Below are 22,551 nucleotides of genomic sequence, written 5' to 3'. Positions count from 1 at the left end.
AGGGAGTACCCCGAAGGGGGGAGGGAGTTTGAAAAATGACTTTTTGGACAGCTCCTTTTCTACTTGATACGCCAAAGCTCCCACGATCTAAAACATTTAATCCCCTATTCTATAAAATATATAATATTTTACATGAATTTTTATCGTATTTTTAATATACCAACTCCCATTCAACTCCCATTCATTTCCTATTCAACGCTATTTATAATAAAAAATAAGTTATTATTTTATTGTTTTTATAAATTTAATATATTATCTTTACATCGATTTATATACATATATAAATTACAATAAAGATAGTATCACCTTGTGAACCGGATTTGATCACGTTTATAAACCGAACTTGAAAAATAAAAAAGTATGGCATCATTGAAAGACTCTCTACTGGACGGCATATCGGGAAAGCTGGATAAATACATCATTTACCGGGTGGGTAACGAAACGTTTATCCGGAAAAGGCCAAAAAAGGTAAGCAATCCCAAAAGTGAGAAACAACAGATGCAACGGGCAAAACTTCCGGGAGCGCAAACCATGTACAAAGCTTTGGATGGTAGTCTGTTAAAAGAAATCTGCAATCTAGCAGCCCGGTATAACGAGAAACGTTCGGGGTATCACTGGTTCCTAGGCAAAAACATGAACCTGTTCGGGGCAAACAATTACATCGACTACTCCCGTCTGGAGTTTTCGGACGGTAGCCAACAATTGCCTTTCGGAACCACGATGAAACAGACCCAACCCAATGCCGCGGAACTGCATTGGACGGATAACTCCAGCTCGATCACTGCACAATCCACCGATCGGTTAATGGTAGCCGTAATATTTGACAACGAGCCTTATACCCCAGTATTACAGGAAGATACGAATACCCTACGAAAAGATGGTTACGCACGAGTTACTCTACCAGAAGGCGAATGGCAAACTGCACATCTATACTGTTTCTTCGGACGGGATGATTTGAAAAACTTCTCTCCCGGAATTCATTTTCAAGTGACGAAATCTTAACACGAAAGTATTATGGCAATTTTTGAATCTACTATATTCGAAAACCTATCGGGAACCGTGGGTAACGTGACCAGCTACAAGCTGAAAGACAAACAAGTGGCAAGAGCGAAAATTTTCTCCCGGAAAGACGCGAAGACTCTTCAACAATTAAAGCAAAGAACCCGCATGAAAACCATATCGCTCTTCAAACACCATCTGACCCCGATCTTACCCTCCGGATTCTGCACCTCTTCAAGAAAGGATGCATCCAACCGTTTTTTGGCTCTAAATATGGGGAAAGTTGAAGTCGATGACGAGTTAAACGTAACGATTGACACGCTACAACTGGCCATTTCCGACGGTCCCTTGGCTTTACCGGTAATCGAGGCAAAAATTGACCATGCCGGGCGCCGGATCATCTTCCGGTGGAAAAAACAGCCGTTAATGCCTTACATGTATAAAAACGACTGCTTATACGGGGCAATCTATGAAACCCAGATGGGACGGAGCCGGAAAGTGATATTGGGAACCAGAGCCGAGGCCGGAGAAACAACCTGGGAGCTGCCTAAAGATTGGAATTCCCATCATCTGGTAATTTATGGTTTCGCAACCACCGCAGACGGTCAAAAGTCTTCCCCTACCTTGGGTGTATTGAAAAGTGAAGAGTTGTAACGATATAACCTTCCTGTAAGACCCGCTTTATAAAATTAATCTTTTTTAAAGACATAAGGATAACCCTGCCCGATTTCGTGACGTATACGCCATAGAATTTGAATATTCTATTAGTCATTCTTTCAAGGACTAGCAGAAGATGGTGAGAGGATATGTCAATTCGTAAACTAAACTAATCAGAATAAAATAAAAAAGAGACGCTATGAAAAAAATTATTTTTTTATTGGCAATGACTACATTCCTGTTCAGTGACCTTGCAATGCAAGCACAAACAAAAAAAGAACTACGGGCTAAAAGAAAGGCGCACAGGGAATGCATGAGGATGCACAACAGAATGGTTCGCGAGCAACAAAACATGATCGCCTACCAAGACGCGGTTAAAGCACTTAAAAGTAACAGTTGGGTATTACAGGCCAACACGTTGTTTAACAATTTCGGGGCAGCCATTCCCGTAACGAACAACTTGAACTTCGTGGCCATGGACAACAATCAAGTTTCATTGCAATTGGCATTCAACGGGTTTAATCCCGGACCGAACGGTTTAGGCGGGATCACGCTCACCGGCTGGCCTTCCAGCATTAACGAAAGAGTTGACAAAAACGGAAATATCACTTACACGTTCAACGTGATGGGCGCCGCTTTATTCGCTCAAGTTACCGTTCGCCTCGGCTACGGGAGTAATTACTCGACAGTAACCGTAAGCTCAAACACAAATGGAAGAGAATTGACATTCTCCGGGAACTTGGTTCCTTACAGCCAGTCAAACATTTTCCAGAGTGGATTCAGTTTTTAAGCAAGCAATTAAAAAAACTCTCGTTTAATATTCAATTAATCAGTCACATTCGTGTGAAAAAGGGGTTCCATGGGGAACCCTTTTTCATTATAGAAAAAACAAACTTTATAAACAAACCGGGCAAAAGCTTTTTTTCATTTTAACCGGGTCAATACATTTCGTATTTTATCGCCTGACGAGGGACGATCCGCCTTGTATTGCATCAAAGTTCCGTCTTTACTGTAAAGCAATAAATGAGGTATTCCCTTGATGTTCATCATCGTGGCGAATTGATCTCCGGTCACGATATATTGATGACCGTGCATGTTCAATTGTTTCATCTTTTTCTTCCATGCCTCTTTATTCGTATCGAGCGAGATACTGATAAATTCCACCGCCGGATTCTTTAATTGTTTTTCCAGTTTCTGCAAGTAGGGAACTTCCTGACAACACGGGCCGCACCACGAGGCCCATAAGTCGACGTAAAGATATTTTCCCCGGAAATCCGTTAGTTTGTGAATTTTACCATCCACGTCTTCCAGCGTCACGTCGGGTAAAGCGGCTCCTTCCATGGAATATTTTTTGGATTCGAAATCTTTCACCAGTTTCCCCCCTTCTTCCCCTAGATCGGCGGTCATGTTTTTCAAACGCTGTAAACCTTCTTCGAAACCATTTTTATAATTATAATCTGTCACGAAGCTCTGTAAGACTAGACGACTCACGGATTCCACGATAGACTTAACCGTAAAGCGCTCTTTCAATAGTTGAATCTGTTCTTCGGGGGTCTCCCGTTCTTTCTTCAGGTAATTGAACACGAAGGTATTCGTGTTATAAAAACGCAAAGCCATCGGATCATCCAACACCTCGTAAACCGGGGGAATCAGTTCTCTCATACCATCAGGTAATGCCTCGCCATTCCGGGAATACATATACGTCACGCCATCCAAAGCCTGTGCAAAAGATAAATAAGCCTGTATTCGCAGATAGCTCTCCACCATATTGGCGGGCCGGAGTTCTTCTGTCACGTCATTCACACGAGTATGGATTTCACTCATGCTATTTTTTAATTCACTCGCCACGGGCGGATTCTCCCATATCGACCGACTTTTATCCAAGTAAAAACGATTATAGGTGATCAACGCCGTGTTGTTCCGATCCTTTTTATCCGCGGTCATTTCAGCCCGCCGATTCTTGAATTGAATGTCAAGCTTGACTTTTGTTCCCGGTTCAATATACAATGCCTGTTCGAACGGCCACTTGTTTTGTCCGGTTCCCACGATTCCCATTAAGGTCACAATCCGGGGAGTATCGCAATTCAACAGGAGCGAGAAAAACCTTGTTTGAGCGTCAACAGTCAAAGAATCTCTCTTGCCCCCGTCAACAATAAATAATTGATACTCCGAATATTCTCCCGGATTCACCGTTCCGGTAATCTCCGCTGGGCCTTTCTGCCTGCAACCGATGGTTGCAAGCAGAAGAAAAATACTGATTACATATTTCATTTTACCTTATACATTATTTTTATCGGCTTGTAGGCCACGTTCTTGTAAGAATTGATCAGACGACCGGTTCTCGTGTCGTAGATATAGATATACCCGTTTTCTCCGGATTCATCCGAGCGATAAGCTCCCACGTACACTTGGGATTCATCCGGACTGATCGCCATTGTCGTGATCTCTGCATTCGAAATATCATCAATCGTGGCCCACGATTCAGTCGGGAACGAAGTGGACGAATAGTACCAACGATAAATCTTGTTACCTTGCGCGTAGAACAAGCACTGGTAAGAAGGACTGGCCACTTTCGGATCCTCTTTTTTAAGTACCGGGTTAGCTATCACCCGTTGCACATCACGATAATCGACACTAGCTTTCTGGTAATTATCATCAAGTTTATAAATCGTGTTACTCAAAGACGTTTTCCATATCTCCCCGTTCAACTCGGTCAACACAGTAAAGGATGAACCCTTCTCATTTTCAAAAATGGCAATTACATCATGATCTCCATTCCAAATCGGACCAAAATATTGGCAATACTCGGCGGTATAACCATTGTAATAACAAATCGTATGCTGGTTTACATCCCACAGGTAATAATAGGGTTGATACCCCCCGAAGTAACTGTGTTGAACAGAGGAATAAGTTGAAGTCAAAATGGTATGAGTAAGAATCAAACCTTCCATACTGGCCAGATTATAAACCTTGCCGTTCTCAGATATGGCAACAGCCGTACGAGCTTCGTTGTCTGGTAACATCATAACCACGGGAAGGAAATCTGAAAACTCGGGAGCCTTCACGATATTCTCCAATTCAAACGTTTTAGCATTGATCACGTAAACCGAAGGATCATTTTTATAGCTGATAAACAACTGAGATAATCTTTTTGCCATATCCGTGGGGGATTTCGGGAATACCTCTCCGGGATTATTCATTGTCAAACAATGAGTTTCAAAATTTCCCATGGTTCCGTCAGCCATCTGACGCATGAAAGAAAGCATACCCGTCCCGTCGCCGCTTTCACTCAACACCGTAATTCCTTCTTCATAAGGAGAATTAATATGCAACTTGAACTCGTAGAACGCACTACTATGCTCGTTACTCACTTTCACCCGCATCGGGAAGGTTCCCAAATCCTGACAGTCCACGTACAGGACGGACGAATCCGAATAAAACTTGTAATCCATGTCCCACTGGAACGTCAACGGAAGGTCTTTTTCCTTCTGGGTCACATAAGGAGTGATGTCAATCACCAGAGTTTGATTTTTGTCCCTGTTATACTCTTTCTGTAAACTATTGGTATCAATGGCGATCTCGGAGATCCGAACCGTGTCAACAGTCGTGTCATCATCAAAACAACCGATTGCCAATAAGCCTATTAGCCATATATATAGATATTTCCACTTCATAATAATCTGTTTTTACTACATGAATAATTCATTTCATCAATACGGTTTCGGAATATCATTCTTCCCGCTTTGCAATAATTCCGGGTTCGCGGCAAAGAAGTCATACATCGGGATCAGAATGTACTTGGTCGCGGCGTAATTATACTCGTCCATCCACCCGTATTGTACATTTTCCAGATTCGGCCCGTACATATCCACCATCCCCTTGTAGGTAGCCGGAGCTGTCTGTTCCATCGCCCGGAAATATTCCATGAATTTAACCCATTTCACGGGGTCCCATACCCCCAACTTATAATTCGGCCACACGACTTTGCCAGACCAATCTTTCCATTGCGGAGGTTCTACGATATTGTTGAAAGAAGCAATAGACACGGTCCCGACCTCTGCCTCCGGTTCAAAATCATCCGTTGACAGCAAACGGAAAGCCACCTGCCAATACCCGTCACTTCCCAGATGTTCACGCAATACCGTTACCGGTAACACGCCATTCACGGAATCCGGTTCGATAATTAATTCAGTCGGCAGCGTGTAATGTACTCCCGCCTCTGCCGTAGTCTTGGCAGCCACGGCTTCCACCTTGAAAGAACGCACCTCTTTAACCGGAGCCCCCATGATCTTCACGGGGAGTTTCATCTCGTAGGAAGTAACTTCCAGTTTCGTCACCCCGAAAGAATACACCACACTGTCTTCCGTGAAGTAAATTCCCGTACGGGAAGAATCGAACAACTTGTAATCCTGTTCATTGCAGGAGATCAATCCCATGCCGAATAGCACGAACAGGCAACCGGTGAATATATATGTTATGTTTCTCATATGTTTTCTATTTACCATTTCATCTTCTAAATTCGAACTCTTGTGACGGGATGTCCACCACGTAGATTTTCTTGTCGGCTGTTACGGTCTGCCCCTCGACATTAAGAATATCCAGATTCAATCGTTTCATGTGGTAGAAGGATTGTCCTTCCCCGACAAATTCTTTATACCGATCATCCGTGATCTTGTCAACGGTCAAGGTTTCAGCCGGAAGTCTATCGTCTAAAGCAACTAATCCCCGACTTTCCAACAACTCGTTAAAATAATCAAGAGCTTGATCGTAATTACCCAACTTCAAGGCACTTTCGGCCGCGATATAATACATTTCGGGTAAGCGTATCATGTTGATTCCGCGGATCTCACCTGCCGGACGGTTATATTCCGTGTTATTCAGCACGTAAGTATCTGTCAGTTTATCCAGTTTCCAGTATTTTATCGTGTTGTTATACGTGTACCATGCACCCCAGCGGTAATCATTCCCGGCCCCATTAATCTGGTATAATTGTTGAATATTATAACGCATTTCGAAAGAATACGCGGTCTGGGAATTGTGCAGTATCTTGATCACCGGTTCGGCAAAATTCTTGGAATAAATTCCGAATACCGTTTCCTTGGATGACAATTTTCCCACCAGATCTCCGGCAATATCCGTGTAATCCAACAGGGAAAGACCGGGAGCTTGTATCACTTGCTGCGCGTAATACAAGGCACTATCGAGTGTTCCTTCCGTCAAGTAAACCCTTGCCAAAGTCGCTTGCACCGCCTGTAAGTTAAAATGGATATTCTGGTCTTTCAGGAAATTAGCGTTCGAAGAGGCTGACGCGTACAGTTCATCATCATCTAATAATTGTTCTGCCGACCTTAAATCAGAAATAATCCGCTTGTACACGTCTTTGGATTTCAGAATGTCCGGGGCAAACAACGAGAACCGAGTTGAATAGGGAATCCCGTCAGCACTTTCGTTCACCGTGATTTGCTCGCTGAAAATACGCAACAGGTCAAAATGCATGAAGGCACGCAAACCTAAAGCCTCTCCTTTATAAATATTGTAAAATTGCATATCCGAAGGAGAAAATTTTTCCAAGTGTTCCAACACGTTATTCGCATAGGCGATATTGGAATACATATCACACCAGATATTATAAAAAAGATCTTCCGCTTTCGTATTCGTATAGTCATATTTTATAAGTGGCTCAACCTCTTCGTTATTTGTAGAGGTATAATATTGAGCCATCAGATCCAAAGCGGAATAACTCAGATTCTGCCCGTACAAGTTCGTTGACCCCATCTTGGCATAGACCCCGTAAAGGGCATTCTCAAATCCCTTTGCATCTTTCAGTAAATCACCTTCCAGTACCTCACCTTTAGGTTGCACGTCCAAAAAGCTGTCACAGGAACTTCCCCCAAGGATTAAGGCTAAAAGTACCATTATATTTTTAAATCCTATCTTCATAATCTTTCCTTTTAAAATGTTGTACTAAGCGTGAATTCAAACCCATTACTATATAGATAAGTGGTCCCTCGTTCTATTTTCACGTTTGACCAACGCACGATGTCCGTCAAGTTCACTCCTACACGTAAATTCCGTACCCCAATTTTGGAACAGATGTTCGGTCTGAATTCGTAACCGAAATTCACGGTTCCCAACGTGAACACATTTTCTTTTTCCACGAAACGGTCTGTATGTTTCGGGTTCGTCCCCCATCCTTCAGAATCAGCGATATCCTTGTAGAAAGCTATATCACCCGGATTTTTCCAACGACTGCTGAAAACTCGTTTATCTGCATTCTTTTTCGGGTCTGCACCCTCCACTTTCGTGGCACGAGTCGTGTTATACAAGTAAGCGCCACATTCATAACGACCTAACAGATACAAGCTGAATCCCTTGTAAAACAAGTTCGTTGAAACGGTTCCCCGGAATTTCGGTTCTGTATCCCCGATCACGAATTTATCATCCGCGGAGTATTCGAAGGTTCTCTCCCCGTTCAATTTAATAAACACTTCCTGTCCTGTTGCCGGATCAATTCCCGCGGATTTAACCACTTTCAATGCCGAGGTGGATTCACCTTCCTCGTATTGTGCCAGCGGAGTTTTCGAATCTACCTTATTGGCATCTTCATTCGCTTTCTTCAAGGCACTGTTTATTTTCAAGATCCGGTTCCGGTTCATACTTCCGGTAGCCGCAACCTGCCAGTAGAAATCATTTCTCTGCACGAGCATACCATCTACCTGAAATTCCAGTCCCTTGTTTTCCATCTCCCCGATATTTTCTTTGGCAGAAGTCGTTCCGGTGGACGGCGCACGAGAGGCATCCAATACCAAGTCGGTTGTCTTTTTCAAGTAAACGTCAAACGTGAAATTCAATCGACGATCAAAAAGACTGATGTCTGTTCCCACGTTATAGGAAAGTTCCCGTTCCCAACCTAAATCTTTATTACCGATTCCTTGCGGGATAGCCCCGATCCCGTTCAAATATTCCAGATCACCGGAAAATTGATACATGGTCATCGCTTGGAAAGGAGAGAAATTCACCTTACCCGTGTATCCCAAGCTACCCCGGATTTTCAAAATATCAATCTTATTTGAAGTAATGAAACTTTCGTTATGTATGTTCCATCCTAGCCCGGCAGACCAGAAACTACCGTAACGGTTGTTTGCCCCGAATTTTGACGATCCGGTCACCCGATATACCACGTCAGCATAATAACGATTGTTATACATATAGTTTCCATTCACGAAAAATCCCAATTCCGTGCTGACGGCCTGTGTTCCCGTCGGTTTTTGATCCGAATAACCAGCGGCCTGTCCCATGAAATTCAACGCATCATCATAAAAGCCCACTCCTGTCATGGTGGAGGACTCGCTGGTTTCCTTCCGGATTTCCACACCCGCATTCACACTATACAAACTGTTATTATCGGTCATCAGGTTGAATGCCCCTGTTAAGGTTCCGGCGTATGACACACCACTACCATTTTTCTGGGTCAAAGAACCTTTTTTAGAAAGTTCAGTCTCGTCTTTAAAATCTTGAGAATCGGGAGATCTAAATACCTCGTTATTAGAATTTGTTACCGTGATATTAAAGTTTCCCGACAAACGGAACAATTTGTTGATTTCCCAACGAAAATCCGTGGTATTCGAGATGGATTTATCCTTTGAAATATCATAATTACCCAAGCTAGCCTCGTACAAAGGATTATCCAAGTTCCAAGAAAGCTTTTTATTATACTCCCCGTACTGGTCATAAATCCGATCATAAGGATTCATCTCCACGTATTTAGAAAAAGAACCGTAAGGAGATTGCTTGTAATTCACCTCGCTATAAGTGGTACGATTCGCCATCGTCAACTTGTTCTGCACGTGATATTCCAATTTGAACCCCAAGTTATAACGACGACGGTAGTCCTCTTTCATAACTCCCTGCACGTTATTGAAACGTCCGGACAGTTCATAACGAATATTGGAGGCTCCACCATACAAACGCAAAGAGTGATCGTGAGAAAAAGCCGTTCTAGCCGGTTGCGACAACCAATCGGTATCTACTCCCCGCTGCACTTCTTGATAACGCTCGTTATATAATTTATCTAACGCATATTGCTCTCCTTCATTCGTGATATTTCCCCAAGCATCTTTTTTTACTTCCGACGTGTACAAACCTGCCAAACGCTCGTATTCCAATTTCTGGGCCGCATTCAGCATATCATAATCTTTCAGATAAGGGAATTGCACGTTACCCGTAAAATTATAAGCTACCCGCATACTGCCTTCCGTCAGTTTCTTTCTTTCCACCACAATAACTCCACTGGCAGCACGAGACCCGTAAAGAGCCGTTGCCGATGCATCTTTTAACACCGTGATATTTTCGATCTCGTTAATATCCAAATCGTACAATTCCTGCATACTGATTTCAACCCCATCCAGCACGATCGTCGGTTGATTCACTTGGGTCGTCCCGTCAGAGAAAGAACTCATACCGCGTAATAATAATTCCGGAACGTGATTCGGGTTAGACCCCAACTCACTTCTTTCTACCAGATTCAAACCGGGCGTTAAGGCTGCCAATGCGGCAACCACGTTCGTACCGGAGATGGTTTTCAACTGCTCGGCAGTCACGCTCTTCACGGCTCCCGTGTAACTGGACTTTGATTTCGTGAAATAACCGGTCACAACAACCTCATCCACCTCGCTCACTTCTTCTTCCATACGTATGGTCATTTCCTTATCCAGTTCTACCGGAACAATGGCCGTTTTATACCCTACAAAAGTAAACGTCAAGTCACGTATATCTGCCGGAACCACGATCTCGAACTTACCACTTCCGTCGGAAGCCGCTCCCGTCACTAGAATCTCCCCACGTTTGGCCACAACGGTCACGCCCGGAAGAGGTTCCCCGTGGGCATCCACCACAACTCCTTTTATTTTATTCGTTTTTACCACACTGTCCCGCACGGCAACCGGACGGGCGGGACGGATGATCACGTAATTCTGTTCCAAGTCGAAATCCATGTTCGTCCCCTCCAACACTTTACGAAATAATTCATTCAAAGTATATTTACGAACATCAAGAGTTATTTTACGATTCACATCCAATTCGTTATTGCTGAACATGATCAACAAGCCCGTCTGTGATTCAACCTGTTCAAATACAGTTTCCAAAGTCTGGTGCTGTTTTTCGATCTTCACGCTTTGTGCCACACCCGTTGCTGATAGCTGAAACACAAAACCGATCATAAGTAGTAATGTTAATCTCATGATACATAAACTTTTTTTACATGGTATTTTCCCGTAACGATACCAAGTGTTTCTCTTTTTTTTCATACTTTTGTATTTGAAATTAGTACTCTCATGCTCTTGAAAAAAGCATGAATCTTATTTAAACAAAGCGGGGAGTATGGCCGTACTTCCTGCTTTTTATTTTTCTTGTATTATTATATCCTTCTGATTTATAATAAATTTCACATTTGTCGTCCGTTCTATCAGACGAATAAATTCATTAAAGTCCACATCTTTCCGAATGGCTCCGGTGAAACGGTAGTTTTTACAATCTTCATTCGAGAAAACAAAATGCACATCATACCAACGTTCCAGTTTCACAGTCAATAAGTCCAACGGCATATTATGGAAACGGAACATACCGTCAATCCATGAGGTATATAGTTTCACGTTTACAGGTTTCACTTCAATCTCTTCATTTGTCGTGTCTAATTCGAACTGCTCGCCCGGATGTAAAAGGTAGGTCTCATCGTGATGTTTCACTTCCACTCCACCTTGTTCCAAGGTCACTTGTTCAAGAGAGTCTTCTTCATAACTGCAAATATTGAAAGAGGTTCCCAACACTTTCACACTGGAACGACAAGTACGCACGATAAAAGGCCATTCTTTACTTTTAGTTACATCGAAATAAGCCTCTCCTTTCAATTCCACCACACGTTCTTCTTTTCCAAAGTTCATCGGAAAGGTCAATTCACTCCCCGAATTGATCCATACTTTAGTCCCATCACTCAAAACCACCCGATATTCTCCTCCTTCCGGAACCCGTACGGAACTTCGTTGCCCGCTGTTACCCCCTTGAATTACCAACGTATTCAAAGAGTCCTTACCTATCGTGGCTCCCCCGCTGTTCGTGATATCACGTCCCAGATTTTCGCTTAACTCATACTTCTCTCCACCTTCTAAAACCCAGACGGCTTTCAAACTTCCCGGGGTTATTTGCGCTAACTTCTCCGGCTCGGTCTCTACGGGTGACTGCATCAACAGGATCCCTCCAGTAGTCAGCATAATTGCAACCGCAGCTGCCACGCTCCAACGAATTGCCAGATGACGTTTTTTCCAACCCGGTCGGGAAGAAAGTTTTTGTTCCACATTTTGCCAAGCATCTTTCATCTGAATGGCCTTAAATACTCGATCCGCCTGTACTACGGAACCACACTCTACCAACTGGCGAAATTCTTCCTGCAATTCCACGTTCTCCAAAAGCCACTGATTCAAAAATCCCCGCTCTCCTGCAGTCAATCCCTCTTTACGAGATTTCAAAGCCAATTGTACTATATTTTCTGGTAACATGATGATTTATTCTCCATTGGTTCTATACTTATGACAGGAGAAAAGAAAAAATAGATGACAAGAATTCGAAGAAAAAATCAAAAAAATTACACGAAGAGTAACAATATCGAATATGTTTTTTCGCTTAACTCGGCTCGTAAAGCCGCTAATGCTCTTGCCAAAAGAGTTTTTACCGTGGTCACGGAAATTTCAAATTCTTCTGCGACTTCTTTATGCCGTTTCCCGTCCAGCACGATTCTTTTAAAAACTTCCCGCGTCCGATCGGGTAAACGATCTACCGCTTTATATAATTGATCAATACGGGTATTCCATTCCGACTCATCTAAATATTCATTCTCGGCCATATCTATACTCGAGTTGATGGGTTCCGTAAGAACCACTTTTTTCCCTTCCAACAAATTCAAACAATAGTTACGCACGGATTGATACAAATAAGGACGCAGACTATTTTTTATAGCGTGAAAACGCTTTCCCTCCCAAAACTTAATAAAAACCTCTTGTACGGCATCCTCTGCCTCCTCTTGTTGCACAAGAAAATTCATGGCATAAAATACCAATGGTTTATAAAAATGGTGGAACAATAGTTCTAACCCTCGTCGATCTCCTTTTTTCAAGAGTTGCAATATTTTATCAAACTCGTCCATCCATTACACCCCTAACTTCATTTATGTAAACTTTATTTTTAATAACATAACCCCTCAACAAACGATCAATTAATGATGTTCAGAGGATTGCCTATCTATTCGTTACGAAAATTTTCAAACGTATTAATAATTAGCCATTAAAAAAAATAGTATCTTTTTACAAGTGTCAAAAAATAATGTAAATTTGTATTTCAATAATTGATCGTTTATTTATATTTCACACCACTTGACTACTACATTCTTATTCTCCAAAAGATAAAACAATTTCCCAGTACTAATATCTATTAATACTCTTCATATATATGGAAAAACACACTAAAATGTTTCAAATTCTCTCTTTTATTGACGTAAATCTTCTATTGTTACGTTTGTTGGTAAAAATTTATTGGCATTCCCTCCATTCATGAATATATCGCGCACGATGGTCGAACTGATAAAAGTATGTTCGGGAGAAGTTAAAAGGAAAACGGTTTCCACGGAAGAATCCATCGCTTTGTTTGCCTGACCGACAGCACGTTCGTACTCGAAGTCAGCAGCAGTACGTAAACCACGAATAATGAAATTAGCTCCCATTTGCTCGCAAAAATCTACTGTCAGACCGGAATAACTCATGACAATGACATTATCTACATCTTCGAAAACTTTACGAATGATGGCAATCCGGGTATCCACGTCCAAGAATTCTTTTTTTACCGCATTAATCCCCACGGCAATAACGATTTTATCAAACATTTTTAATCCACGTTTCACGATTTCTTCGTGTCCGATCGTGAACGGATCAAAGGATCCCGGGAATATTGCGATTCTTTCCATGACGTACTTATTAAATTTCACCAGAGTTACGGATAAAACATCCGATCTCAAGTTACAAATTAAAATCATATTTTCGAGGATTCAAAAAAATTGTTAGTTTTTCTTTGATATTTCAAGAATATCATTAGGAAATTTCTTTTCTTTTCAATAGATTTGATCCAGAATTTAAAAGAACACATAACAATTAATTCTTATAAAACATGGCACGAAAATTACTAATTCGAGATCTTACACTTAGAGACGGTCAACAATCTTCATTTGCAACCCGGATGAACCAAAATCAAGTGGACCGCGTGTTACCTTTTTACAAGGATGCTAAGTTCTACGCAATGGAAGTATGGGGAGGAGCTGTTCCCGACTCTGTAATGCGTTATTTGAACGAAAATCCATGGGATCGTTTGGAAAAAATCAAAGCCGTTATCGGTGATGTCTCCAAGTTGACCGCCCTCTCCAGAGGTCGTAACTTATTCGGTTACGCTCCTTACACGGATGAAATTATCGAAGGTTTCTGTAAAAACGCTATCGAATCCGGTTTAGGAATCATGCGTATTTTCGACGCCTTGAACGACGTGAACAACGTGAAATCGACCATCAAATACGTGAAAAAATATGGTGGTATGGCTGATTGCGCTGTTTGCTACACGATTGACCCGAAATATCCGAAATTAAGTTTGATGGACAAGTTAAAAGGGAAAAAGAACCCCGAACCCGTGTTCACGAACGAATATTTCTTGAATAAGGCAAAAGAAATGGAGGCTCTCGGAGCTGACATGATCACGATCAAGGATATGAGTGGTTTGATTAACCCGGCTCGCATTTCCGAGATGATGCAATTATTCAAGAGCAATTTGAAGATTCCGGTAGACTTCCATACTCACTGTACCCCGGGCTACGGATTAGGTGCAGTACTTTCCGCTATTGTACACGGTGTTGACATCGTTGATACCAATATCTGGAATTTCGCTGGCGGTCCTGCCGCTCCGGCTATCGAATTGATTTACATTTTCTGTAAGAAATTAGGTATCGAACTGGATGTAAACATGGAAGCTGTTGCTAAGATCAACAAAGAGTTGTACACGATTCGTAAAGAATTGGAGGCATACGATGCTGTTAAACAATTCCCGAATCCGTTCAACCCGCTTACAGATACACTTCCGGCTAACATTGACAAATTATTCGATGATGCTATCGCTGCTGCCAAGAGTAACAACGAAGAGGCATTGTTGGAAGCTTGTCATGCTATCGAAGCTTATTTCAACTTCCCGAAACCGAACGAACTCGTGAAGAAAGCTGAGGTTCCCGGAGGTATGTACACCAACATGGTAGCCCAATTAAAACAATTGAACTCCATGGATATTCTGGAAGATGCCATGAAATTAATCCCGACGGTTCGTTTAGCAGCCGGTCTTCCTCCTTTGGTAACTCCTACCAGCCAGATTGTAGGCGCTCAAGCAGTGAACTGTGCCTTGGACATCAAGAATGGTAAACCGATGTATTCTAACGTATCTAATCAATTCGTGGCTTTGGTAAAAGGTGAATACGGAAAGACCCCGGTACCTGTTGATCCGGAATTCCGTCTGAAAATTGCTGGTACCCGTGAAGAGACCCCGTATGATACGTCAAAATATCAAATGCAGGAAAATCCCGTGTTAACAGAATTCGGTGGGGTGAAATTGGCCGAGAACGAGAAAGAAGTCCTCTTGATGGAACTTTTCCCTGCTGTCGCCAAAAACTTCTTGACAAAACAGAAAGAAGCCCGTTATATGGCCACGCATAAAGGGGAACAAACACAACAAACCGCTGAAGTTCAAAAAGAAGAACCGATTACCGGAAAAGTGGTTGAAGCTCCGATGCCGGGTAACATCTTCAAGATCCTCGTTAAACCGGGTGATGTTGTAAGTAAAGGACAAAACGTACTTGTATTGGAAGCCATGAAGATGGAAAACAACATTACAAGTGATTACGCCGGAAAAGTAAAACGTATCCTGACCCAAGAAGGGAAATCCGTTACTGCCGGGGCTAAATTGATCGAGATCGAAATCTGATTGGATTAGCAATATAATAAAGGAGGAGTGGTAAAAGTCAATGTACTTTTACCACTTTTTTATTCTAGCAACATACCATAAAAATTTACTCCTGCCATCAGGACAGGAGTAATATAATTAAAATTCAATCCATTTTTCTCTCGGATCAGCGAGGATTAATATTTAGGAAAACCGATCTCTTCCCCATTCTCTGCGATGTACTCGTCCAATGTCTCACACCCCGTATCCTCGTCTTCTTCGTACTCCAAGGAGAGATTGTTTACCCGGGCAAACTGATGACAGCTTTTGAAATCAGCATATCGTTCCTCGATCTCCTCTTTAAATAACGCAACCCGCTCGGTTTCCGGCATCTCTTCTAAATCCTCTTCATGCTCCTGCAAAATATCCAGAATAAATTCTGCCGCCCAACTACCTAATTCACGTTCCAACACCCAATCAGATGCATGTTCATCCAGTATATGATATATTTCATGTAAATAGGGAGTATCCCCCCAATCTTCATATAGTTGAATCAGGTCGTCATCCTCCCCATATTCTTCTTTTAGCCTTTCTAACACCTCATTATTCATGTCTCTTGATTTATTGTATTCGACGGCTAAATTAAGAAAAAATATTAACATTACATCGGCCATGCAGAATTTGGTTCAACCAAAGGTTCCAAGCTCAACACTGAATTCGGAATCGGAAAATATAATAACTCCTGATTATCCCGTCCGACTAATGATGGCACTAGCTCGAAAGCCTTGTCAAAGCGTACCAGATCCCACCAACGCTTACATTCCGTGGCAAATTCCAACAGACGTTCCTGCAAGATAGCGGCATCATTTTCTTCCGGTGTACCGTTCACAAATTTATGATTAGCATAATTTTCCCCATACGCCCGCTGACGCACCTCTTCCATTTCGGCAGTAGGATCCTGCTTTAAACCGTTTTTTGCCTCCGCTTTCATTAACAATACATCAGCATAACGATACAAAATAATGTCATCAACAAAATAACGCACACCGGATTCCACGATACCCCGACATTTCATGGCCATCGTTCCATAGTAACTGCGACCGCTGTCTTTCGTTTTATAAATCTCTAGGAATGTTACATCCCGACGACTATCCTCTTCGGAATACTGGGCGCGTAGATGTTTAGAAGGAGAAAGTTCCATCAATCCTCCTCCGGCACCTATCGTCTCCAATATATCCGGTTCTATATCCGGAGACAAGGTGGCAGCTGAAATATGCATCATATCAAAATAGTTGTTACTTGCTTCTACCTTTTTGTAATTGATAGCCATCAACACTTCGTCGTTTCCTTTATTATCATAAGTAAATACCTCCTTAAAATCAGGCAATAAACGAATACCACCTATCTGTTGTATATCTTCACAAGCCTTTAGCGCTGTTTGGAAATCAGCCTCACCCCCATTCATCCGACGGGCCGTCCACAAATAGACATCTGCTTTCAATGCTAACGTGGAAGCTTTAGACCAATGATTTCTCCCCGTCTCGAATGCATCGGAAGGAAATAGCTCAAGCGCATCCTTCAAATCGTCTTTAATTAACGTGAACACTTCTTCCAACGTGGCTCTCGCTTTATGAACAGTGGCTGCATCATATTTTTCCATAGGTTCGGTACGTATCGGAACACCACCCCATATTTTAGCCATCGTGAAATACACGTAAGCTCTCATCGCGTGGGCTTGAGCCAATAACAATTTTCGCGTATCCTCGCTAGAAAACGTGATCTCCGGCACTTTAGTCAAAATCAGATTAGCAGCATTCACCACAGAATAAAGTCCTTGCCAACTTGGACCGAAACTGGCACTCAAATCATTCTCCCGGTACTTCATATAATTATCCCCGACAATCGCCTCGGATTCCAACGTCTCGCTTCGCAATTCGCCCCAAATGAAAAGGTTCTCTACGGATTCTGTTCTTAATTTCACGTACATACCGGCTAATCCTCCCTGTGCATCCGATTCGGTTTGCCAAAAAGAGTCACTCGTGATAACACTTGTCGGATCGACTTCCAACAAGTCGCATGCCCCGATGGAAAGACACATTCCCACCCCAAGAGCTATATGATATAATCGTGTTCTTAATCTACACATAATACTTCTGTTTTTCATGGATTAAAGTGTTATAGATATTCCAGTAATAATATTCCGGGGAATGGGGTAACGTCCGTTATCCTGCCCGCCTTCTTCGGGATTCAGTCCTTTGAAGTCGGTGAAATAATGAAGATTATTTCCCGTCACGTGAACCCGGACTCCGGCAAGACCTATTTTACGTAACAGACGCCTTGGTAATTCATACGCCAAGGTCATTTCCCGCAAGCAAAGGAAGTCACCTTTCTCCACGTAAATGTTACAATTTACCGGAAGGTTATAAGCTTGATTCCAGATGTAACACGGCATAGATGCTTGATCACCCTGTTGCTTCCAAGAGTTCTTGGCCATGTTTTTCGTCAAGTTTCCATCTCCCTGCGAGTTATTATCCATAAAACGAGTGGCATAATTATAAATCTTATGTCCTAGTGTATAGTCAAAACGAACAGAAAAAGTTAATCCTCGAAAACTGAATGAATTGGTAAACCCGCCATTCCATGTCGGATAGAAATTACCAAGATACACTTTATCTTTCGAATCAATCTGACCATTTCCATCCACATCCCGGAATTTGGCATAACCACCGTATTTTGTCTTGTCGTTTCCGGGAATTAACGTGTTCACGATCGGATCGTTTTGGGCCTCTTCGTCAGTAGCATAAACACCTTCCAACACATGCCCATAGATGTCACCTACTCTTCCTCCTTCTTGCAAGCCACCCATCCAAGCATAGTCTTTCTTGGAAGGAACCCACACATATTCTCCACCAATACGGTTATTCTCCGCTCCGTTCTCCGGCAAACGTAAAATCTTATGTTTGGTGTGCGTTGCCGTCATGGCCACGTTCCATTGTAAACCGGACCATGCCGGAAGAACCGCTGCATTCACCTCTAATTCGATACCTTTATTCTCCAAACGCCCAAGATTCGTATAAATACTTGCAAACCCGGTTGAAGGAGGTAAAGAAAGAGAAGTGATCAAATTATCGGTAACTCGCCGATAGTAATCAAACAAAATACCTATCCGATTGTTGAGTAAACCAATATCAGCACCGATGTCAAAAGTTTTAGATTGTTCCCATTTCAGATCAGGGTTCGGGATCACCGAATTCAAAATGGCAGAAGTGCCGTCATATACATTTCCTACCGAATATTCACCCCGTGCTTGGAAATCGGACAAACCGCTGATATTTCCCGTGACACCGTAACTAGCACGTAATTTCAAACTCACGATGTTTTGTAAAGGAGTCCAAAATTTCTCGTTATGTACATTCCAACCAACGGATATTCCGGGGAAGAATCCCCATTTGTGATCATCACCCAGATTAGATGCCCCATCATAACGGGCGCTGAGTGAAACCAAGTAACGATCTTTATAATCGTAATTTACGCGAGCAAAGAATCCGGCAATAACCTGATCACTTTCATCACCTTTTACACTTTTAGCAATAGCCGCAGCATTCAATGTCGGGATCAAATCGGTAGCAGCTCCACTTCCTTTGGCCTCAAGAGTTGATTTTTCTCTACCGAAATAAGAAAATCCCGCTTTCACATCCAGATTATGCGACTCGGCAAATAATTTCTGATACCCCAGAACCAAATCCATCTGTCCTTGCATCGTTTTGTTATAAGATCCCGTGGCTTCTCGCGAATCGTTGTAAGTCATGGAACCGTTCCAGTAAGCCGGGATAAATGAGTAACCGTCATACGTGTATTTATACAAAGATAATTGCGGAGTGAAAGAAAATCCGGGCAAAATTTCCCAATCGGCAGCGATAGAAAGAGACAGATTGTCTTTACTATTTTTCCGCACGTCATTTTTCAAGTGATACACGGGATTCCCGATACTCCGATTTTGTCCCGGGGCCAACGTTCCGTCCTCGTATGTATATTTGGCTGTCGGGGGTGTTGTGGCTGACCGATAGAAAATATCTGCCAAGCCGAATACTTCATTATTGGAAGAAGTCGTGTACATCACTCGTCCGACCACGTTCAAGTTATCCCGCAATTTTATACTCCCGTTCAAACTGAACGACAAACGCTTGTACTTGGTGGTAATCGCGGTTCCTTCGCTATCCATATACCCAAGTCCCGCATAAAAAGTAGATCTTTCATTTCCCCCGGAAACCGTCAAGTTATGCGAATGAGAATAAGCCGTTTGATAAATCAGATCTTGAAAATCCGTATCCTTAAAAATAATAGTCTTAGATGGATCTATCGGGTCAGGCATACTTTCCCAACCTTCATTCAACTTATGTTTGTTTTCTTCTGTTAGATATTGAGTGGTGAAAGAGGTATTTTTAGTCAAATCGTTACCGGTACCAAACCCAAGAGCCGAACCTAAACGATCCATTGCATTGGCATTATACCGGGATGCATAAACCATACTTTTCCGATTCAACTCGATATATTCCCTTCCACTGGCCAAATCATATTTCGCTCCCGGTTCGGAAACCGTCAGTCCATAGGAATAAGTAGCTTGCACTTTCCCCGGCTTCCCGGTTTTCGTGGTCACGATGACAACTCCGTTAGAAGCTCTTGCACCATAAATTGCCGTAGATGCAGCATCTTTTAGCACTTGCAGGGATTCAATGTCGTTACTATTAATATCTGCCAAATCGGTACGAATGATCCCGTCTACAATGTAAATCGGGGCTGCCCCGTTCATGTTATTAATAGAGGTTCCGCCTCGAACAATGATTCGCGGAGCCGCACCGGGTTGACCGGATGTACTTTGCACCTGCACCCCGGATACATTTCCTTGCAGGGCAGTAGCAACATTAGCATAAGGTACATTTTTCAAGGCCTCGGCCGGCAGTTTCGTGATAGATGATGTCACTTTCTCCCTAGCCTGCGTACCAAAACCAACTACGACCACTTCTTTCACTCGAATTCGGGAAGGTTTCATATTAACATTCAACACCTTCTGGGCTGGAGTTAGTTTAAAATCCCGAGGTTCGTACCCGAGAAAAGAGAATTCCAAAGTGGGTTCCTTTTCTGTAAACTCTAGCACGTAATCCCCGTCAACACCCGTGGTAACCCCATGAGTCGTACCTTTTATCAAGACCAGAACCCCGATCATCGGTTCCCGATTTTCATCTAGAACCCGTCCTTTTATGACACGTTTCTCTTCTTTTTCCTTTGTTGCACTATCTTGTGCATAGGCCGAAAACACAAAGGTCAAGCAGAGAAACACACATAAAATTTTACTTACAAGCAAACTTCCTGTTTTTTCCATACCAATTATTTTATATTTATCTTTTAGTCATTCAAACTGCAAGTCACTATTTTACATATTTCTCAAAGATTATACCATATTAAATAAAAAGTATTAACCTCATGTTTTTCAAAATCATACAAAACGAATATTATAGTAAAAAATGAGGAATTTCCCCACCAAGTTGAGGAAAAATGCCACACTTGCAAATTCTCGTTAAAAGCCGAAGAACGTATGAAATATTTCTGTAACTTTGAATGCGGCATAATTCTCCACGAGAAAGCCGATGTGCAATCTTTTATTAGTTTAGTTTTAAACACACATTAATTTGAATATCATGATGAAGAATTTATTACTCATTCTTTGCTTTTTTCCCATGCTGGTATTAGCCCAGGAAGAAGATCAAAGCAAATACATGGTCGGAGCCGTTCCGGAAGTAAACGGAAAAGTTGTTTTTTCACAGGAAATTAACGCTCCGAATCTTTCTAAAGATCAAATTTTTGACGCCATCCTAGCATGGGCGAATACCCGTTTCAAAACAGATAAAGGAAATTGGGGAATGGTTGCCTATTCGAACAAGGAAGAGGGACAAATTGCTTGCTATGGAAACGAATACATTGTTTTTGCTGATAAGACTTTTTCTCTGGACCGGGCAAAAATAAACTACCGGATGAATTTTGTTTGCACTCCCGGTAAATGCAACGTGGAAGTAACCAATATCACCTACCTTTACCCGGAAGATAGCAGGGAACGTCTAGCTGCCGAAGAATGGATCACCGACAAGCAGGCGATGAATAAAGATCAGACCAAACTGATCAACCGGATTGCAAAATTCAGAATCAAAACCATTGATCTGGTTGAAAGTTTGAACGAAGGGGCGCAAAAAAGTTTAGGCGCACAAAATGCCCCCGTAGCCACAACGACAACCACAACGACCCAACAAGTTGCTCCCGTACAAACCGTTGCCACCATATCTGCCGCCCCGGGAGATGCTTTACAAGGCTACAAGCGTATCGCTCCCGACAAGATTCCGGGAAATATTATTAAAATGTTATCCGAGGACTGGATGTTAATCACGGCTGGAAACGACCAGCAGTTTAACCCGATGACGGCAAGCTGGGGAGGTCTCGGAAACCTGTACAACAAACCGGTGACATTCTGTTTTATCAATCCCGCACGCTACACTTATGACATCATGGATAAAGGGGATACCTATACATTAACTTTCTACACGGAAACTTACCGGGAAGCTCTGAATTATTGCGGGCATAATTCCGGTAAAGACAAGGATAAGGTAAAAGAGGCTGGGTTAACCCCGATCACCACTCCTTCCGGTAGCAAGGCATTCTCGGAAGCTTGGATGATTATCGAGTGCCGCAAAATGGTTTCTCAAACCATCAACATTGACGGTATTTCTGACCCGGAACTAAGAAAACAATGGGCCGGTAAAGCCATGCACAAAATGTTTATCGGAGAGATTTTGAATGTATGGGTAAAATAAATCCATAATTGAATTACTTTTATAA

The 22,551-nt window shown here is 42.3% G+C and carries 16 protein-coding genes; 5 read left to right on the top strand and 11 right to left on the bottom strand.

The window, feature by feature from the left end; translation table 11 throughout:
* The first annotated feature begins 360 nt into the window (after positions 1-360).
* From QVC79_RS16835 to QVC79_RS16825, 3 genes are all read left to right on the top strand, one after another.
* Entirely contained in the window at positions 361-1,002 is a 642-nt protein-coding gene (locus QVC79_RS16835; RefSeq protein ID WP_270595660.1) for a DUF6266 family protein, read from the top strand.
* Positions 1,003-1,014: 12 nt separating this feature from the next.
* Positions 1,015-1,653, top strand: a complete 639-nt coding sequence (locus tag QVC79_RS16830) for a DUF6266 family protein (protein WP_270595659.1) — start codon at positions 1,015-1,017, stop codon at positions 1,651-1,653.
* 202 nt (positions 1,654-1,855) lie between these two features.
* Positions 1,856-2,446, top strand: coding sequence for a DUF4251 domain-containing protein (locus tag QVC79_RS16825; protein WP_270595658.1), 591 nt, complete (start codon positions 1,856-1,858; stop codon positions 2,444-2,446).
* 134 nt (positions 2,447-2,580) lie between these two features.
* Here the strand turns inward: QVC79_RS16825 and QVC79_RS16820 are convergent, their stop codons facing one another.
* The 8 genes from QVC79_RS16820 to coaD form a co-directional block, all read right to left on the bottom strand.
* On the bottom strand, positions 2,581-3,927 hold the full coding sequence (locus QVC79_RS16820) for a TlpA family protein disulfide reductase (protein WP_270595657.1): 1,347 nt from the start codon (positions 3,925-3,927) through the stop codon (positions 2,581-2,583).
* Positions 3,924-5,330 carry a hypothetical protein gene (locus tag QVC79_RS16815; protein WP_270595656.1) on the bottom strand — a complete coding sequence of 469 codons (1,407 nt, stop codon included), beginning with the start codon at positions 5,328-5,330 and terminating at the stop codon, positions 3,924-3,926. Before QVC79_RS16815 ends, QVC79_RS16820 begins: the two co-directional genes overlap by 4 nt.
* 36 nt (positions 5,331-5,366) lie before the next feature.
* Entirely contained in the window at positions 5,367-6,143 is a 777-nt protein-coding gene (locus QVC79_RS16810) for a DUF4843 domain-containing protein (RefSeq protein ID WP_167513948.1), read from the bottom strand.
* A gap of 19 nt (positions 6,144-6,162) precedes the next feature.
* Positions 6,163-7,596, bottom strand: coding sequence for a RagB/SusD family nutrient uptake outer membrane protein (locus tag QVC79_RS16805; protein WP_287642524.1), 1,434 nt, complete (start codon positions 7,594-7,596; stop codon positions 6,163-6,165).
* Positions 7,597-7,607: 11 nt separating this feature from the next.
* Positions 7,608-10,961 carry a SusC/RagA family TonB-linked outer membrane protein gene (locus QVC79_RS16800; RefSeq protein WP_270595654.1) on the bottom strand — a complete coding sequence of 1,118 codons (3,354 nt, stop codon included), beginning with the start codon at positions 10,959-10,961 and terminating at the stop codon, positions 7,608-7,610.
* Positions 10,962-11,054: 93 nt separating this feature from the next.
* Complete coding sequence (locus QVC79_RS16795) at positions 11,055-12,206, bottom strand: FecR family protein (protein ID WP_270595653.1); 1,152 nt, start codon at positions 12,204-12,206, stop codon at positions 11,055-11,057.
* 86 nt (positions 12,207-12,292) lie between these two features.
* On the bottom strand, positions 12,293-12,820 hold the full coding sequence (locus QVC79_RS16790) for a sigma-70 family RNA polymerase sigma factor (protein WP_229783047.1): 528 nt from the start codon (positions 12,818-12,820) through the stop codon (positions 12,293-12,295).
* Positions 12,821-13,189: 369 nt separating this feature from the next.
* Positions 13,190-13,663 carry a pantetheine-phosphate adenylyltransferase gene (coaD, locus tag QVC79_RS16785; RefSeq protein ID WP_027202944.1) on the bottom strand — a complete coding sequence of 158 codons (474 nt, stop codon included), beginning with the start codon at positions 13,661-13,663 and terminating at the stop codon, positions 13,190-13,192.
* A gap of 200 nt (positions 13,664-13,863) precedes the next feature.
* Here coaD and QVC79_RS16780 point away from each other — a divergent pair, with 200 nt between their 5' ends.
* Positions 13,864-15,708 carry a biotin/lipoyl-containing protein gene (locus QVC79_RS16780; RefSeq protein WP_087419833.1) on the top strand — a complete coding sequence of 615 codons (1,845 nt, stop codon included), beginning with the start codon at positions 13,864-13,866 and terminating at the stop codon, positions 15,706-15,708.
* Between the two features lie 155 nt (positions 15,709-15,863).
* Here QVC79_RS16780 and QVC79_RS16775 read toward each other — a convergent pair whose 3' ends face one another.
* Genes QVC79_RS16775 through QVC79_RS16765 form a run of 3 tightly spaced genes read right to left on the bottom strand, consistent with a single transcriptional unit; the run spans position 15,864 to position 21,046 of the window.
* Positions 15,864-16,277: a hypothetical protein gene (locus tag QVC79_RS16775; protein WP_124315963.1), complete on the bottom strand. Its 414-nt coding sequence runs from the start codon at positions 16,275-16,277 to the stop codon at positions 15,864-15,866.
* Positions 16,278-16,327: 50 nt separating this feature from the next.
* On the bottom strand, positions 16,328-17,812 hold the full coding sequence (locus QVC79_RS16770; protein WP_270595652.1) for a RagB/SusD family nutrient uptake outer membrane protein: 1,485 nt from the start codon (positions 17,810-17,812) through the stop codon (positions 16,328-16,330).
* A gap of 21 nt (positions 17,813-17,833) precedes the next feature.
* Positions 17,834-21,046, bottom strand: a complete 3,213-nt coding sequence (locus tag QVC79_RS16765; RefSeq protein WP_124315964.1) for a SusC/RagA family TonB-linked outer membrane protein — start codon at positions 21,044-21,046, stop codon at positions 17,834-17,836.
* 316 nt (positions 21,047-21,362) lie between these two features.
* On the opposite strand from QVC79_RS16765, the gene QVC79_RS16760 reads away from it, so the two are divergent.
* Positions 21,363-22,526: a DUF4468 domain-containing protein gene (locus QVC79_RS16760; protein WP_124315965.1), complete on the top strand. Its 1,164-nt coding sequence runs from the start codon at positions 21,363-21,365 to the stop codon at positions 22,524-22,526.
* Positions 22,527-22,551: the final 25 nt, after the last annotated feature.

Origin of the sequence: Butyricimonas sp. (assembly GCF_019423355.1) — a bacterium.
Lineage (GTDB): Bacteria > Bacteroidota > Bacteroidia > Bacteroidales > Marinifilaceae > Butyricimonas > Butyricimonas faecihominis.
The sequence above is the reverse complement of the archived record's forward strand: the minus strand, read 5'-3'. Positions and strand labels throughout refer to the sequence as shown.